General features: G+C 54.9%; 13 protein-coding genes and 1 pseudogene. 6 read left to right on the top strand and 8 right to left on the bottom strand.

What is annotated here, in order from left to right; all coding sequences use genetic code 11:
* Window positions 1-5: 5 nt before the first annotated feature.
* Together cas1 and cas9 are read right to left on the bottom strand one after the other, a co-directional pair.
* A complete protein-coding gene (cas1, locus tag ACP8KU_RS10110) occupies window positions 6-920 on the bottom strand; it encodes a type II CRISPR-associated endonuclease Cas1 (RefSeq protein ID WP_237801463.1) in 915 nt (304 codons plus the stop codon).
* A gap of 2 nt (window positions 921-922) precedes the next feature.
* Entirely contained in the window at window positions 923-4,273 is a 3,351-nt protein-coding gene (cas9, locus tag ACP8KU_RS10105) for a type II CRISPR RNA-guided endonuclease Cas9 (RefSeq protein WP_484483674.1), read from the bottom strand.
* 199 nt (window positions 4,274-4,472) lie between these two features.
* Here cas9 and ACP8KU_RS10100 point away from each other — a divergent pair, with 199 nt between their 5' ends.
* Window positions 4,473-5,483 (top strand): o-succinylbenzoate synthase, encoded by a 1,011-nt coding sequence (locus tag ACP8KU_RS10100; RefSeq protein WP_484483673.1) that lies wholly within the window; start codon window positions 4,473-4,475, stop codon window positions 5,481-5,483.
* Between the two features lie 679 nt (window positions 5,484-6,162).
* On the opposite strand, the gene ACP8KU_RS10095 is transcribed toward ACP8KU_RS10100, so the two are convergent.
* Window positions 6,163-6,309, bottom strand: a complete 147-nt coding sequence (locus ACP8KU_RS10095) for a hypothetical protein (RefSeq protein WP_484483672.1) — start codon at window positions 6,307-6,309, stop codon at window positions 6,163-6,165.
* A gap of 363 nt (window positions 6,310-6,672) precedes the next feature.
* Window positions 6,673-7,218 carry an OsmC family protein gene (locus tag ACP8KU_RS10090; RefSeq protein WP_484483671.1) on the bottom strand — a complete coding sequence of 182 codons (546 nt, stop codon included), beginning with the start codon at window positions 7,216-7,218 and terminating at the stop codon, window positions 6,673-6,675.
* A 227-nt stretch (window positions 7,219-7,445) separates the two neighbouring features.
* Here ACP8KU_RS10090 and ACP8KU_RS10085 point away from each other — a divergent pair, with 227 nt between their 5' ends.
* From ACP8KU_RS10085 to ACP8KU_RS10065, 5 genes are all read left to right on the top strand, one after another.
* Complete coding sequence (locus tag ACP8KU_RS10085) at window positions 7,446-8,615, top strand: ABC transporter substrate-binding protein (RefSeq protein WP_484483670.1); 1,170 nt, start codon at window positions 7,446-7,448, stop codon at window positions 8,613-8,615.
* A gap of 14 nt (window positions 8,616-8,629) precedes the next feature.
* Window positions 8,630-9,508, top strand: a complete 879-nt coding sequence (locus tag ACP8KU_RS10080) for an ABC transporter permease (RefSeq protein ID WP_023030064.1) — start codon at window positions 8,630-8,632, stop codon at window positions 9,506-9,508.
* Window positions 9,501-10,265 carry an ABC transporter ATP-binding protein gene (locus tag ACP8KU_RS10075; RefSeq protein ID WP_023030065.1) on the top strand — a complete coding sequence of 255 codons (765 nt, stop codon included), beginning with the start codon at window positions 9,501-9,503 and terminating at the stop codon, window positions 10,263-10,265. Before ACP8KU_RS10080 ends, ACP8KU_RS10075 begins: the two co-directional genes overlap by 8 nt.
* A gap of 130 nt (window positions 10,266-10,395) precedes the next feature.
* Window positions 10,396-11,106 (top strand): IS6 family transposase, encoded by a 711-nt coding sequence (locus ACP8KU_RS10070; RefSeq protein ID WP_484483669.1) that lies wholly within the window; start codon window positions 10,396-10,398, stop codon window positions 11,104-11,106.
* 481 nt (window positions 11,107-11,587) lie between these two features.
* Window positions 11,588-12,133, top strand: coding sequence for an EamA family transporter (locus ACP8KU_RS10065; RefSeq protein ID WP_484483668.1), 546 nt, complete (start codon window positions 11,588-11,590; stop codon window positions 12,131-12,133).
* A gap of 205 nt (window positions 12,134-12,338) precedes the next feature.
* On the opposite strand, the gene ACP8KU_RS10060 is transcribed toward ACP8KU_RS10065, so the two are convergent.
* From ACP8KU_RS10060 to ACP8KU_RS10045, 4 genes and pseudogenes are all read right to left on the bottom strand, one after another.
* Entirely contained in the window at window positions 12,339-12,854 is a 516-nt protein-coding gene (locus tag ACP8KU_RS10060) for a transposase (RefSeq protein WP_484483667.1), read from the bottom strand.
* 7 nt (window positions 12,855-12,861) lie between these two features.
* Window positions 12,862-13,248 carry an IS3 family transposase gene (locus ACP8KU_RS10055; RefSeq protein ID WP_484483666.1) on the bottom strand — a complete coding sequence of 129 codons (387 nt, stop codon included), beginning with the start codon at window positions 13,246-13,248 and terminating at the stop codon, window positions 12,862-12,864.
* A gap of 178 nt (window positions 13,249-13,426) precedes the next feature.
* Window positions 13,427-13,625 (bottom strand): annotated as a pseudogene (locus tag ACP8KU_RS10050) (hypothetical protein).
* 173 nt (window positions 13,626-13,798) lie between these two features.
* On the bottom strand, window positions 13,799-14,098 hold the full coding sequence (locus ACP8KU_RS10045; protein ID WP_121953200.1) for a transposase: 300 nt from the start codon (window positions 14,096-14,098) through the stop codon (window positions 13,799-13,801).
* Window positions 14,099-14,188: the final 90 nt, after the last annotated feature.

The following is a 14,188-nucleotide window of genomic DNA, read 5'->3' as shown; positions in this document are numbered from 1 at the left end:
GTTCACTATCCTTCGCTGGCATCGAGGATTCCTTCCCAACGGGGTACGCTTAGGTCACGAACTGCTCCCTCGACATACAGACCATAGTGCTGGCCAAATTCATTAAAAACGGTGCTTAATGACTTTCCACCAGCTTCGAAGGCCCAAGTTAGAGCAGTGGAAATTGCCGTCTTTTGTGCAGCATCTAGTCCCGCACCATAGTTGATGTTTGTGAACACGATTTGGTCCACCATAGGTCTGAATGGCTCCATGAGATCGTCCACAAGAGCCCAATTATTTCCACGGCCATGATGAAACACGCCCAATGTTCCAGACAAGCCAGCACCAGCGATGGCACGAATTCCGTAGCCGCGCAAGAGCGTATAGCCGTAATCTAAAGCGGAATTCCAACCAGGATCGCCAGCGCCAGGTAAGCGTGAGAATGCTTGATCATGCGAAAGACAAGACCAATATTTTCGGGCTGCTAGGGCCTCTCGATTTTCAGGGTCTCCGGATTTCACAGTGCGAGATAGTTTAATCAGCTCATCGGCTCCGGTCTTTTGCAAAGCTTTCAACACGGACGCCTGACCGTGGATTTTGGCGGCGACTATCCGGGTCCACGCCTGTTTCTTTTTAGGGACAGAAAGCTGCGCTTGTGCTTGCTGTCGTGCGCCCATCCTGGAGTGCGGGTTCCACGGATATGCCCCAGATACTGGAACTCCCCTCCAATCGCAGACAATCATTGCGATGTCATAGTCACCAAATTTCTGAAGTACGGCGCCGCTAATTGAACTCTTGGAACCGATAAGAACTACTGCAATTTGGGATAGGGGAATGGTGACATCGGCAGCGCCGTTCTTGCTGATGACGAGTTGACCTCGAGAATATCGAAGTGAACCGCGGAGATTTAGACAGTCTATTACTCGCCATCCAGCATTCATTTTTACTCCGCCTTCCATGAGATTGGAAGGTGCGCATGGCTGGTAAGCCTTGCTCTGCCCAAAGCGTCACGTCTTATCACCGTAACGTGTCCCCCACCAAAGAGCTTATTGATAGCAGTAAGCCATCCCGGATCATCAATTATCTTTTTGGGTCCTACTGAGGCATCCCTGGATAAACCCTCAGCACTCATTTGAAGGGGCCGAAGTCTTAACCTTGATGGGGAGTAGAAGCCATCCAATCTCCAACGCCGGACTTGACCGAATTCGTTTTGAAACTCTGCGATATGGCCAGTAACGAATTCGGAAGTATCGATAACCAGCTCATCATTGGTGACGAGCCAACCTAGGTACTCTGCCGTATTTTCTGCCAGTGCCTTTCGCAGCTTGGGTTCTGCTTGCCGGACAGACATGGTTTGTGGCTTGATTTCAACAGAAAACAGATCTTCGTGACGGTGTCGAATGAGATCGGCGTTATAGACGCGAAGCATGCAATAAACCGGCGCTTTCTTGCCGGGAATCTTGTAAATGCGTGCATGATGGAAGTGGCTAAGCTCGGCATAGCCGCCACGAACCTTGATGGCGCCAGCAGCTATGGGGAAGACTTCAATCTCATCTTCTGCGTCATACCAAGTCCCGTGAATGCGGATCCGGCGATCTGGATTTTCTGGGAGTCCGTTATTTTCATCGAAGTCCGGTTCGCGGGTAAGCGCACACCACAATGCTTCACTAGAGGCGCGGTCGATATCAGTGACGGAGATGGCGTCGCCGACTCGAATGGTCTTCAATTCTCCAATGGTATCTTCGTGTGCACGCCCATTTCCTAGGCGTAAACGCAAGTTGGAGGTAACGGTGATGCGATCTTCATCTAATGCCTTTTGCAGTAGGACAGCCAGTTTCTGCATCTTGGGAAGCCAAGCATTCCATGCAGCGCGGTGTTCTGCATCGGCCCCAGTGAATTCTTTCCACTGTGGGGCATTCTGTAGAAGTTGAGCTTCACGCTTTTTATTGGAACGAATCGCTAAGGTTTCCGCGACATAGTTTTGGGTGAATGCAATTACTGCCGCATCGACTGCATGGTGACGTCGGTCGAGTCGGGACTTTCCGGTTCCGTCAATAAACCGTAGCTTGTCGGAGATACCTGCAGCTCGGCGCGCTTCTGCAGTAAGCTCACCACGGTAGACGTTGACCACAGTATTTTCTTCCTGGAACCGTTGCGTCACTCGGCCTCGCAGTTCGTTTGCCATCCACGCTACTGACTCCATGGAACGAGCATCTAAAGGTTCATCGACAACGGTGCGCTTTAACCGGTCGCAGACGTTCTTTTGAAATTTCTCGAAGTCTTTTCGAGTCATTCCGGAATCTTCTGACCAGTGCCGTGTCCTATCAAGTGCATCTTTGACGCTGACGCCTGGAATATTGGTTTGCGCAGCCCACACAGCAAAAGGAATGTTCTTCTTCGCAAGGTTGCAGCGATGGCAGGTGGCAACTAAGTTGTCCCTAGTGTTCGTGGATCCTTCCCCCGCACGTGGAACAATATGGTCCATCTCGCAGGTTGTGTAGGTAATAGGAGAGCCGCAGTACGCGCATTGGCAGTTCTGCCTTTGTACGGATTGGTAGCGCCACAAATCCGAACTGCGCAGTTTTCCGTCGATGCCTAGGTTTTCCTGCATTTGCTTGAAGAGCTCTCGGTTCCGCTTGTGGCGGGCGTTGTTAGCTCGGTCAATTTCAATGGCTTTGGATTTACTGATGAAGCCATCGCGAACATGCTCAATGACCACAGACTTGGGAGCACCCCATTCATCTGCTGCAGCTTCTAACCACCGTGCCACTCCTTTAAGGACACGATCTACAGCTGGATTTCCAACGGGTTCGCCAATTCGAGGCGCGGGAGGTGCCCAGTCTTTGGGGATATCAAACTCAGCTAGGCGTGCTTCATAAAGATCTAAATTCTCGTCGAGCATTCGGCTAGTCAGACGCATCAAGGTGTCTTCACTGTATGCAGCACGCCCAATTGGGAGGTGAAGGGAATCTAGTTTCTCTTGTTCAGATTCATCCAAATTCGCGAAGAATGCTTGAACTTGTGCTCCGGCTGGGGAGTCGAAGTCTTCCACCTCGGAGTTGGATAGGGACTTCAGCATCGCAGCACGCTCATCGTCGTTGGCGCCTTCCCACCAGTGCACGAGGGATTTTACCTTGCACCCCAAGATAGTTCTGTTGGTATCGTGCACTGGGGGTGTAGCCCCAGCGCGTTCACCGTCATCGGTCATCGTCGCAGTACCACGTAGCTGGCCCCTGTCGATGTTTAAGACCTCGGCAACCTTGAGCCACGATGGTTCCACTTTATGAGAGAGGTTGATCAGGTAGTTGAAGACGATGAGTTTTTCGTCTCGGTCGAGAGGGGTAGAGACACCGTCGCGGTAGATACGCAGGTTTCCAGTCAAAGAGGCGATTCGGTATTGCTGAAATGCATCGGAAGCTTTTAGAGCACGGAGTAGCTTTGGTTGCAGCGGGTCTTTTCCTACGCGCCCAATTTGTGCACCTTTGGGAGATTCTGCGGCGAAGACAAGATCTAAAATCTGCTTTCTCAGGGTGTCATCAATTTTCTGCACGCGGCAGATTTCGTTGATTTCGCGAGCGTGATCAATCTGATGAAGACGAGCTGAGATTACTGCCTGCTTAACTTGCTTCTGTGGTTTCTTCTTGTCCTTTTGCTTTCCACTACCTCGTAGCCTGTCCTTGCCAAACTGTGCAAAGGAAATTAATTGGCCGACGGTAACGGTCTCTGGAATCTTGCGGCCAGTAGACTTCTCGAGTTCTTTGCGGATCTGTTCAAAGGCATCGCTCGGCTTGTCTGGGGAGTACAAGCTCGATATTTTCCAGTACGGATTCCGCCAGCCACGGTGGTTGGCAATATGGCGGAAAGCGATAGAGAGGTACATTCCTCGCTGGGTATCGTCGGAGATATATCCATTGACCAGCGCAACGCGTGCGTTCCAAGGGAGATAGGGATCGGAGTAATGCTCAAAGGGGCGAGTTTCCCATCCTTGGGCGGTGAGAAATTTTTCCAGATTTATCATGCGGCGACGCCGGCGACGATAAAGGCGACGGGTTCGTCGAGCTATGCCGGAAGACGCAAGCCTAGTTATCGGGGACTTGTGACCCGGCTCCAGCCCAGAGTCGTGAATAAGTGATACCGAGCTCAGAATATTGATTGGCTGGTCATGATCATCTACTTCAATGGCGGCGCATCCCAGAGAATAGGTGCCAACATCGATACCAACGCGGTAGGAGAGGGACAAGTGAAGGCCTTTCAGATATAAGAAAAGCCGAACCCGAAGGTTCGGCTGGAGCATTCAACGCCGGAAACGAGCCGACGCTTACTGAGGTTCAGTTCTCATATAAGAGTATATCTCATTATCCGGAACATTTGTAGATTAGGCAGAATATATCCACCCATTGGGGGTAAATATTAACCCTGCTGAGTGGCTCCGATGAGCAACTGTGGGCATCCCAACTTAGGTAGTGGTAAGTAATGCCGGATAGTATGGCTCTATGAACATAGAAGACGTTCTCGACCGCGCCCACGTAGTCTCCCTCCCGCTGGCCGTGAAGTTTCGCGGCATCACCACGCGGGAGGCGTTGCTTATTGATGGGCCAGCCGGTTGGGGTGAATTTGCGCCGTTCCTGGAATACGGGCCCGCGGAATCGGCCGCGTGGCTGCGCGCCGGGTTGGAAGCCGCTTACGAGGGTTTTCCTAAGCCCGTCCGCGAATGGGTAGAGGTCAATGCCACCATTCCCGCCGTTCCCGCCAGTGAGGTCCCGGCGATTGTGGATCGCTACCCCGGCTGCCGGACGTTCAAGATCAAGGTGGCGGAGAAGGGCCAGACGCTTGCCGATGACATCGCACGCGTCCACGCCGTCCGCGAACACGTGAGCGCCCGGGGCGTTATCTCGGTGCTGCGCGTGGATGCCAATGGCGGCTGGAGTGTGGCCGAAGCGGTAGAGGCCGCCCAGGCGCTCATGCCGTTGGACTACATGGAACAACCCTGCGCGAGCGCGGAAGAACTGGTGGAGGTGCGCAGGCAGCTCATGCGCAACGGGCTTTTTGTGCGCGTGGCCGCGGATGAATCCATTCGCAAGGTTGAGGATCCGTACCGTGTGGCGGATCTGCAGGCGGCCGATGTGGCGGTGGTCAAACCCGCGCCGCTGGGCGGGGTGCGCCGCGTCCTCGAGGTGGCACAGCACCTGCGCGAACGGCACATGGATATTACGGTGGCCTCGGCGCTGGATACTTCTATTGGCATCAATATGGGCTTGGCGGCAGTGGCGGCGTTGCCGCAAATCTATGACGATGAGGACATCGACGTCACCCCGGCCGCAGCGGGCCTGGCAACGGGCAGCCTTTTCGAAGAAGATGTCACCGCGCCCCGCCAGCTACACGACGGCCATCTGCGCGCCGAGATCCTTGCCCCAGAACCGGACCGCCTGTCCGCCTTGGCTGCCCCAGCCAACCGCCGCGACTGGTGGTACGAGCGCCTCCGGGAATCGTGGCAATTCCTGTAGTTTGCTCCTGAAAGCGCAAACTACTGGTGCTTAACGGCTAATCTTGCGTTGAGAGGGTCGTTGCAACACTTTCCCTTAGGTGCATGTTGCAACGGCCCCTAGAATCCAAGGTTTATTGTTGCTGCTTGGGCTTTTTTCTGGAGACCAAATATTCAATGAACACTAGGCCAAACCAAACAATGATAACCGTTGCAATTACCTGCCACTCGATTGCGAAATAGAGTGCCATTCCTAGAAAGACTAGTGGTGGTATAAAATCGCGAGCTTTTAACGGCATTGTGATCCTCGTAGTCGTCCTGCCCTCGGAAAGTGGACACGTCGGGGTTAGCTATGCTGCTTTAGTCAGTGTAGCTGAAGTTTCGGCTTCAAAGACATCCGGCGCTACAAGATTGCACCAGGAGTGCTGTCGGCGCGTGTTGTAGCGCATGCGCCACCGGAAGACTTCCCGGAACGGCATCAAAATACATCTTTAACCTGCGAGTTTTACGGGTTTGGGCCCATTAATAAAACGAGGAACGATTAAGCTTTAAAACGTGGCACATCCGTATAAGCCGAGTATTCGGTTCGGTGGTCATAGACACACTGGAAGCAGAACTCCAGTGAGTTGCTTTAAGCAAAATATGTGGCGGCATTGCGCAGGATGTCGCGTTCTTCGCGCAGCTTAGAGACTTCTTTTCTTTCACTGGCGGATCTGTTCGGAATCATTCGCCCCTTGGGCTTTATCCTGCACGGCTTTAATGCGGGCACGTTTGCCGCTGCCGTACTTTTTGACCCAAGAATGTAGCGAGACACGGTCGATACCGAGCTGGGCTGATGCTGAGTTCAACGAGAGGTCCTCATTGTTCTCATAGAGGGCCACGGCATCGCGTTTGAACTGTTCTCAGTACCTGGACATGGTGGTAGATCACCCTGCCCGACTGGGCTGGATATCAGGTGTCCACCAAACAGGGGGTCAGATCCCGAACTCATCCATACATGCTGGTGGGATGATGTTATTGAGATAGAAGTAGCCACGTTTGAGTGGGTCCCGTGGCGGAATTAGGTAAGGCTCCACCTGAGCCTGGGAGATCGAATCCCGGCCGAGGCGGAAACCGAATTGTGGAAGCAGACCCGCAACAGGAAATAATTGAAACCAAGGCAAATGCCTAGGAACAAAACTCGGGGCACTTCACTTTTGTCTATCTAAACCTTAGACCAACTCGTGGGTGAGGTTGGCCGGGCGGGTGTAGGTATTAACAACCGGGGACCACTTGATGGCGTCGTCCACGATCTTCTGCAGGGTTTCTTGATCGGCGTCGCCGTCGATGTTGACCTTAACGTTGACGTCAGAAACTCCTGGGCGCTTGTCCTCAGCCAAGTCGCCTACGCCCCAGGTGGGGGAGAGGTCGATATCGCCGACGATGTCGAGCTCGAGCTTGGTCAGGGTAACGCCGCGGTGCTGAGCGATGGCCTGGATGCCAACGTTGATGCAGGCGCCAAGACCAGCCTGGGCGACCTCGGTGGGGTTGGGTGCGGAGTCATCGCCAAGCAGCGGCAAAGGCTCGCCCACCTTGATGGTGTGGTCGCGCACGGTGGTGTTATTGCGGAAGAAACCGTCAGCCTCGGTGTGGGTGCGGACGTGCTTCTTAGCGCCCTCAGGGTTGTCGATGTTCTTCTGCGCTAGGTCGTTGAGCTTCTCGCCATCAATGGGCTCGAGAGCGTCGCCTTCGTTGTGGTTTGGGGTGAGATCAGACATTAAATTGCTCCTTGTATCAGATGTTTATTAACTGATGGCGCCATGGTAACGCGAAGGCAAATATAAATCTAGAACAAGGGGTCTATTTTGTAGAGAATGCCAGGTCTAGAGTGAATATAAATGTGTGCACCGCATTTGCTGACCTGTGAATTTAGAAATTGACACCGTAGTGCGCCTAGCCTAGGTTCGTTCTGAACAAACCACTTGGTCTAGTTAAGAAAGAACACATGGTTCACGATCTGAAGCTGTCGCGACGGCAGATACTGCGCAGCGCAGTAGCAATGGGCGGAGTAGCAGTGGGCTCGCAGGTGCTCTCTGCGTGTTCCTCGCCGCGACAGGAGGACAAGGCTCAGTCCGGGACATCCGGGCGGGGCGGGGAAACCCTCACCATCGGATTCGTGCCCATCGCGTGCGCGTCCCCGCTGGTCGCCGCCGACGGGCTGGGCGCCTTTGCAAAGCAGGGCCTCAACGTTGAGCTGCGCAAATTCGCGGGATGGGCAGATCTCTGGACCGCCTATGCCACCGGCGCCTTAGACGTGGCGCACATGCTCTCGCCCATGCCGCTGGCCATCGATGCCGGTGCCACCAATGCCTCCCGGCCCACCGAGTTGGCCTTTACGCAAAACACCAATGGGCAGGCACTGACCTTGTCCACTTCCCACCTGGATACCGTGTCGCGGCCCGCGGATCTGAAGGGCATGGTCCTGGGCATACCTTTTGAATACTCCGTGCATGCCCTCTTGCTGCGCGATTACCTCGTGGCCGGCGGGGTCGATCCGGTCTCCGATGTGGAGCTGCGCCTCTTGCGCCCGGCCGATATGGTGGCGCAACTTTCGGTAGGCACCATCGACGGCTTCATTGGCCCAGAACCTTTCAATCAGCGCGCCCTGACTACCGGATCGGGCCGGGCCTTTGTGCCCACCCGCCAGATGTGGGATAACCACCCGTGTTGCTCGGTGGCCGTGGCAAAGGAAGTGGACCGGGGCGTGCGCGACCGCGTAGTCGCGGCGCTGCACGAAGGCGCGCAGTACGTCGATAGCCCGCACCACGTCCACGATTCGGCCTCCATGCTGGCCAAGGAGAAGTACCTGAACCAGAAGGAAGAGCTGATCTCGCGGGCGTTGGCCGGAAATTACACCACCTGGGACGGCAAAGAACTGGTGGATCCACAGATGATTAAGTTCGGCGGCAGCACCTCTGCCACCGCAATTACGTGGATGGCCGCCCAAATGGCCCGCTGGGATCTGGGCGGAAAGGCAATGCCGATGGATGATCAAGCGCTCATAGACGTCACAAAATCCGTCTTGCCGCGCGAGGTCGATCTCACTACGGACCCAGTGGAAATCAACGGCCATACCTTCGATCCCCTGCACCCCACCGCCGGATACCAGCGTTAAGGACCCCCACGCTTATGACCACACTGAAAAATCACAGCACTAGCACCAGCACAGCGCACTCCACTGGCACTCACACCGCAGCGCTCCATTCGGGCCGCACCGCCAGCCGGAAGAAGCGGCGGGAGAGCCCGTGGAAGGCAATAGGCCTGGGTATTGCGCTTTTCATTGCCTTCATCGCCATCTGGCAGGCGGTCGCGGCTGCGGGCTGGCTTTCCGATATCGCCCCCACTCCCGCGCGCACCTGGGACAGGGCCGTGGAGATACTCTCTGATCCCTTCTACCGGGATGGGCCGGCCTCGGTGGGCATCTTTTGGCACATGGTGGCTTCCCTGCGCCGCGTGCTCATCGGCTTTGCCATCGCCATGGTGATAGCCATTCCGCTGGGCTTTTGGCTGGGATCTTCTGCTACCTTCCGCCGCGCGACGGATCCCTTTGTCCAGATCCTGCGCCCCGTGTCCCCGCTGGCGTGGCTGCCACTAGGCCTGGCACTGCTTCGCGATGCCGAAAATACCGCCGTCTTCGTCATCATCCTCTCCGCCTTGTGGCCGACGCTGCTCAATACCATCGAGGCGGTTCGCGGGATTCACCCCACGTATAAGAACCTGGCGGCCACGCTCGGCACGAACCGGATGCAGCAGCTCCTCTATATCGTCGGGCCGGCTGCGCTGCCGGGGATTATCACCGGCATGCGGCAATCGCTATCGACCGCTTGGTTGGTCATCGTGGCCGCGGAAATGCTCGTCGGCGGGCAGGGCGTCGGTTTCTTTGTCTGGAATATGTGGAACCGCCTCGATATTGACGCCATCGTTGTGGTCATCGTGCTTATCGGTGTTATCGGATTGGCCCTGGATTACCTCGTTGCTTCCCTGCAGAAAGTGGTGCGCTATGACTAATGCCCATATCGAATTTGCTGGTATTACCAAAAGCTACGGCCCAACGAAGATCATTGGGGAAACTTCAGTATCCATTGGGGAAAGCGAGTTCGTGTCCGTGCTGGGGCCATCGGGCTCCGGCAAATCCACCATGCTGAATATGATCGCGGGCCTGGCATTCCCCTCTACCGGCGAGGTGCGCGCGCGAGGAGAGGCCGTGACCGGCTCAGGTCCTGACCGCGGCGTGGTATTTCAAAATCACGCGCTCCTGCCCTGGATGACGGCGCGCGGGAATATCGAATTCGGGCTGCGATCGGCCCGCCCGGAGCTATCGAAGGCAGAGCGCAGCAAGATTGCGCAGGACTTCCTCGACGAGGTCAGCTTGGGCCATGCGGCCGACCGGCGCCCGTCGCGGTTATCCGGAGGCATGCAGCAGCGCGTCGGTTTGGCGCGCGCCTTCGCCATCGGCTCGGATATCTTATTGCTCGATGAACCCTTCGGCGCATTGGATGCGCTAACCCGCCGCCAGCTGCAGTCGTTGCTGCTAAATGTGTGGGAAGAAAACCGCCGCACGGTGGTCATGGTCACCCACGACGTGGATGAGGCAGTATTGCTCTCGGATCGCATTGTGGTCATGTCGCCGGGGCCAGAGGCCACCATCATCGAGGACATTGAAGTTGGGCTGCCCCGCCCGCGCAGCGGCAGCGATGACTCCGCGGTAGTGGAGCGCAAAAATGAGCTGCGCGAACGGCTCCTTGGGCTGCTCGAAAACGGCTAGAGCGAGAGGATGTTCCTATATAGGTTGTCAACTTCGTGGGTGGGTTTGTTGGGGGTGTGTTGACTTTAGGTTGCTGGGTGCTGTTGCAAAGTTGGGGCAGTAGGAAGAGCGAGGTGAAATAATCACAGCCATGGGTATCTTCTCCGGTCGTCATTTCCCCCGTGACATCATTCTGCGGGCAGTGCGGTGGTACTGCCGCTACGGGGTGAGCTACCGCGATCTGGAGGAAATGATGACCGAGCCGGGCGTGCCGGTCGATCACACCACGATCTACCGCTGGGTCCAGAAATACGCCCCTGAGCTGGACAAGCAAACACGGTGGTACCGGCAGGTACCTGACTGGCAGGCCAGTTCCTGGCGGGTGGATGAGACCTATATCCGGGTCGGCGGCAGGTGGTGCTACCTCTATCGGGCGATCACCGCCGGTGGCCAGACCCTGGACTTTTACCTATCTCCGAAGCGGAACGTGGCCGCAGCGAAGCGTTTCCTGGCCAAGGCCCTCAGATCCAATGCGTCAGCCGGGTATCCCAGAGTGATCAACACCGATAAATCACCCTCCCTAGCCAGGGCAATCGCCGAGTTGAAGTCAGAGGGAATCTGCCCGCCAACAGTGGAACACCGGCAGGTGAAATACCTCAACAACATCCTGGAAGGCGACCATGGTCGGCTGAAGCGGATTCTCGGGCCGAAAGGCGCGTTTAAGAACCGGACATCTGCATATCGGACGTTGAAAGGGATGGAGGCGATGCACTCATTGCGGAAAGGGCTAGGTACGATGTTTGCCTACGGGCAACCGAACCCGGACGCGGTGATCGTCAACCGGGTCTTCGAGACGGCCTAACAACGCCCACACGCAGCGGCCATCAGGGAATGAGAAACTGAGTCTTCGCTGCTCTCCGCCCAACTTTGCAACAGCACCTATTAAGTTAACTTTACGGATTTTGAGGGTAAGGTTTTATGATCCAGTCCAATAAAGCAGGTGTAGGGGCGGTTATCGTAGCCCTAGCTGTCCTATGGCAAGGAATCGGCACTGCGATAGTCGGAGCCCAAGTAGACCCAGAGCTATCTACTTTTACTACGTTTTCAGCGTTTCTTATCGCGGCGATTATCTCCACAGTGGTCTATTTAGCGTTTTATCGTAGAAAATACCGAGCTACGGAAACACCGCATCCCCCCATGAAAATGACAACTGCAGCAAGCCTCAATCTGTTTACTGCGGGCGCTTTCTGCTTATTCTATGTTTCCACTACTTTGATGCAGCCCACTGCAGCAAGTGTCATCGAAACAGGAGTCGGCCCTTTTATTGTCGCAGTAATAATGACTTGGTCGGCCAGAAGGCTCAGCAGTTCATTGGTGTCAGCAACTGCAGTAGTGGTTCTGGCTCTATGTTTTTCTTCCTAGGAACGGGAAGCAGTTCACCCCAGTCTTATCTGGGTTTCGCTCTAGCTGTAGGCGCAGGAATTTCTGCGGTAGGAGTGCTTTACTCCTCGCGCTGGGCTACTGAACAAGGGAACAGCGTTCTCACGATTGCAGCAGTGAGGTTTCACTTAGCTTGGATTATTAGCGGTCTCGTGGCTTTCTTTTCCGTGGAAGCGGAGATGCTTCGAGGCTCTACCCTGTCAATCGTCCTGCTATCGGTGATGTGCATTACTTTTCCTATCCTGCTCTTGCAGTGGGGAATTACCTTAGCGCCGCCTTTCATCTCGGCACTGATCATCGCGGCCCTTCCGGCCGTGGTGATGGCTACCGAGGTGGCATTGGGCTCTCAAGTCGAACCAATTCAGTTAACTTTGTTGATGCTCATTGTGGCAATAACCATAAGCCAAGCAATGTGGGGAACACGGAAAAATGAAAATATTAGTAGTTGATGATTCTTCAAGTGGCGCCGATCTGGTGGCAACCCTGCGCCAAAAAAGGGACGTAGAGGTTGCTACTGCTAACCCGCCGTATGCCATCTCAGCTAACGAAGACGGGAGCATTTCCGATCCATGGGCCCTGGCCCTACTCCGGGAATGTAGCCAAGAAAAATTTGACCTTGTTGTGCCGGGAAGTGAAGTGCCCCGAGTTTTGTTCCTAGGCATTTGCCTTGATTTCTATTATTGCCTGTGGCAAGTTCTGCTTCCAAAACTCGGTTTCCACCTCGACCGGGGTTCGGTATCCCAAGCTTTGGTGGAGCCTAGTCTCGTTCCACCATGACACCCACTCGAACGTCGCAATTTCTACCTCTACAACGTCATCCCACCTGCGAGTATGGACTAGCTCGTTCTTATGAGGGGCCGTTAACGTTTTCAGCCAGAGCATTGTCATATAAGTCACCGACACTTCCGGTGGAAGCGGCAATGCCATGCTGGGAAAGGCGCTGGTTGTAGACAACGCTGACGTACTGCGATCCGTGATCCGAATGGTGAATGAGACCTGTTGTTTCCTCAGCACACTTGGGTCGCCTGGTTGAGAGCTTGCAGCGGCAGTGCTTGAAGTGCGCATCGAATCTGATAACGCCCACCCAACGATCCGCCGGGAGTAAACGTCGGTGACAAATGCGGCATACACAAAGCCTTTCTTCGTGCGCACGTAGGTAATGTCGGCCACCCACAGTTTATTTTAGGCCTTGAACTTTGAATTCACGCTCAACCAAATCCGGGCGCAGATCAGGCACGTTAGCTTTTCGGGTTGTAATCGGTGATCCGCCTTTGCCTTTGCCAGAAACACCGGCCAGGCGCATCAGCCGGGTAGCGTGTTCACGACCGATATCGATTCCTTCACGGCGAAGAGCATGCCACATTTTCCGCACACCGTAGACACCATAATTATCTCTATGAACAGCACTAATGCGTTCAACCAACGCAGCATCACGAAGTCGACGAGCACTTAACCCGCGAGCCTTGGACTGGCGATACCCACGCGAGGTGATAAACCCACCAGCCCGGTTATTTTTCAACGTCTTGCAGATGAACTCGGGCAGTGAAACGATTCCGGTTTTCATCGATGAACCGGATCATTTCTTAACGTTTTGGGTCGAGTTCCGACGCGAAAAAGCTGACGCGGCCTTCAGTAGCTCATTAGTATCGCGTAGCTCTTGATTTTCGCGGCGTAGCCTCGCGTTTTCGGCAGCCAAATCTTCAGGCACAGGTTCTGGGATGCTCCCCGCACGGCGGGCAGGCTTAAGTCCATTGACGAGCCGTGTGCCATGAAACCCCCAGCTTTGGGGCTACTGCCTGGCACGCGGGGTGCATCGACATATTTTCCGCCACGATGCGGTCTTCCACGAGACGGACCACACGGTCCTTTGCATCCTGGTCAAATTTTCTCGGCATGTTCCAGATTTTCCCATCTACTCAAACGGAACAAAACCTGGGACACTTCAAAGATGGTCTTTATTCTTGCACCAATAACGGCATCAGAATACATCTTTAACCTGCGTTTTTTACGGGTGCTCACCCACTTGTAAAACGAGGAACGATTCAGCTTTAACGCATCGCACATCCGCTTAACCGAGTACTCGGTTCGGTGGTCATCGACAAACTGGAAGCGGATCACCAGTGAGTCTCTTCGGCAAAATATTTCGCGGCCTTACGCAGGATGTCGCGTTCTTCGCGCAGCTTAGAGACTTCTTTTTCCAGCTGACGGATTCGCGCAGAATCATTCGCCGCTTGGGCTTTATCATGCACTGCTTTTATGCGGGCACGTTTGCCGGTGCCGTACTTTTTGACCCAAGAATGCAGCGAGGCTCGATTGATACCGAGCTCTGCTGATGCTGAGTTCAGCGAGAGGTCCTCATTGTTTTCATAGAGGGCTACGGCATCGCGTTTGAACTGTTCGGAGTACCTGGACATGGTGGTAGATTACCTTTCTTCCCAGTCCGACTGGGCTGGATATCAGGTGTCCACCAAATGGGGGTCAGGTCCGAACGCAGATAAACATAA

Source organism: Corynebacterium sp. LaCa_282, assembly GCF_057198125.1.
Note: the sequence above shows the minus strand (reverse complement) of the source record. Positions and strands in the feature narration are given on the sequence as shown.

Bases quoted from the DNA above. Each gene is read 5' to 3' on its own strand.
- ACP8KU_RS10070 (WP_484483669.1), top strand. From the start codon at position 10,396: ATGGGTATCTTCTCCGGTCGTCATTTCCCCCGTGACATCATTCTGCGG.
- cas1 (WP_237801463.1), bottom strand. From the start codon at position 920: ATGAATGCTGGATGGCGAGTAATAGACTGTCTAAATCTCCGCGGTTCA.
- cas9 (WP_484483674.1), bottom strand. From the start codon at position 4,273: ATGCTCCAGCCGAACCTTCGGGTTCGGCTTTTCTTATATCTGAAAGGC.
- ACP8KU_RS10100 (WP_484483673.1), top strand. From the start codon at position 4,473: ATGAACATAGAAGACGTTCTCGACCGCGCCCACGTAGTCTCCCTCCCG.
- ACP8KU_RS10045 (WP_121953200.1), bottom strand. From the start codon at position 14,098: ATGTCCAGGTACTCCGAACAGTTCAAACGCGATGCCGTAGCCCTCTAT.
- ACP8KU_RS10055 (WP_484483666.1), bottom strand. From the start codon at position 13,248: ATGAAAACCGGAATCGTTTCACTGCCCGAGTTCATCTGCAAGACGTTG.
- ACP8KU_RS10085 (WP_484483670.1), top strand. From the start codon at position 7,446: ATGGTTCACGATCTGAAGCTGTCGCGACGGCAGATACTGCGCAGCGCA.
- ACP8KU_RS10075 (WP_023030065.1), top strand. From the start codon at position 9,501: ATGACTAATGCCCATATCGAATTTGCTGGTATTACCAAAAGCTACGGC.
- ACP8KU_RS10090 (WP_484483671.1), bottom strand. From the start codon at position 7,218: ATGTCTGATCTCACCCCAAACCACAACGAAGGCGACGCTCTCGAGCCC.
- ACP8KU_RS10080 (WP_023030064.1), top strand. From the start codon at position 8,630: ATGACCACACTGAAAAATCACAGCACTAGCACCAGCACAGCGCACTCC.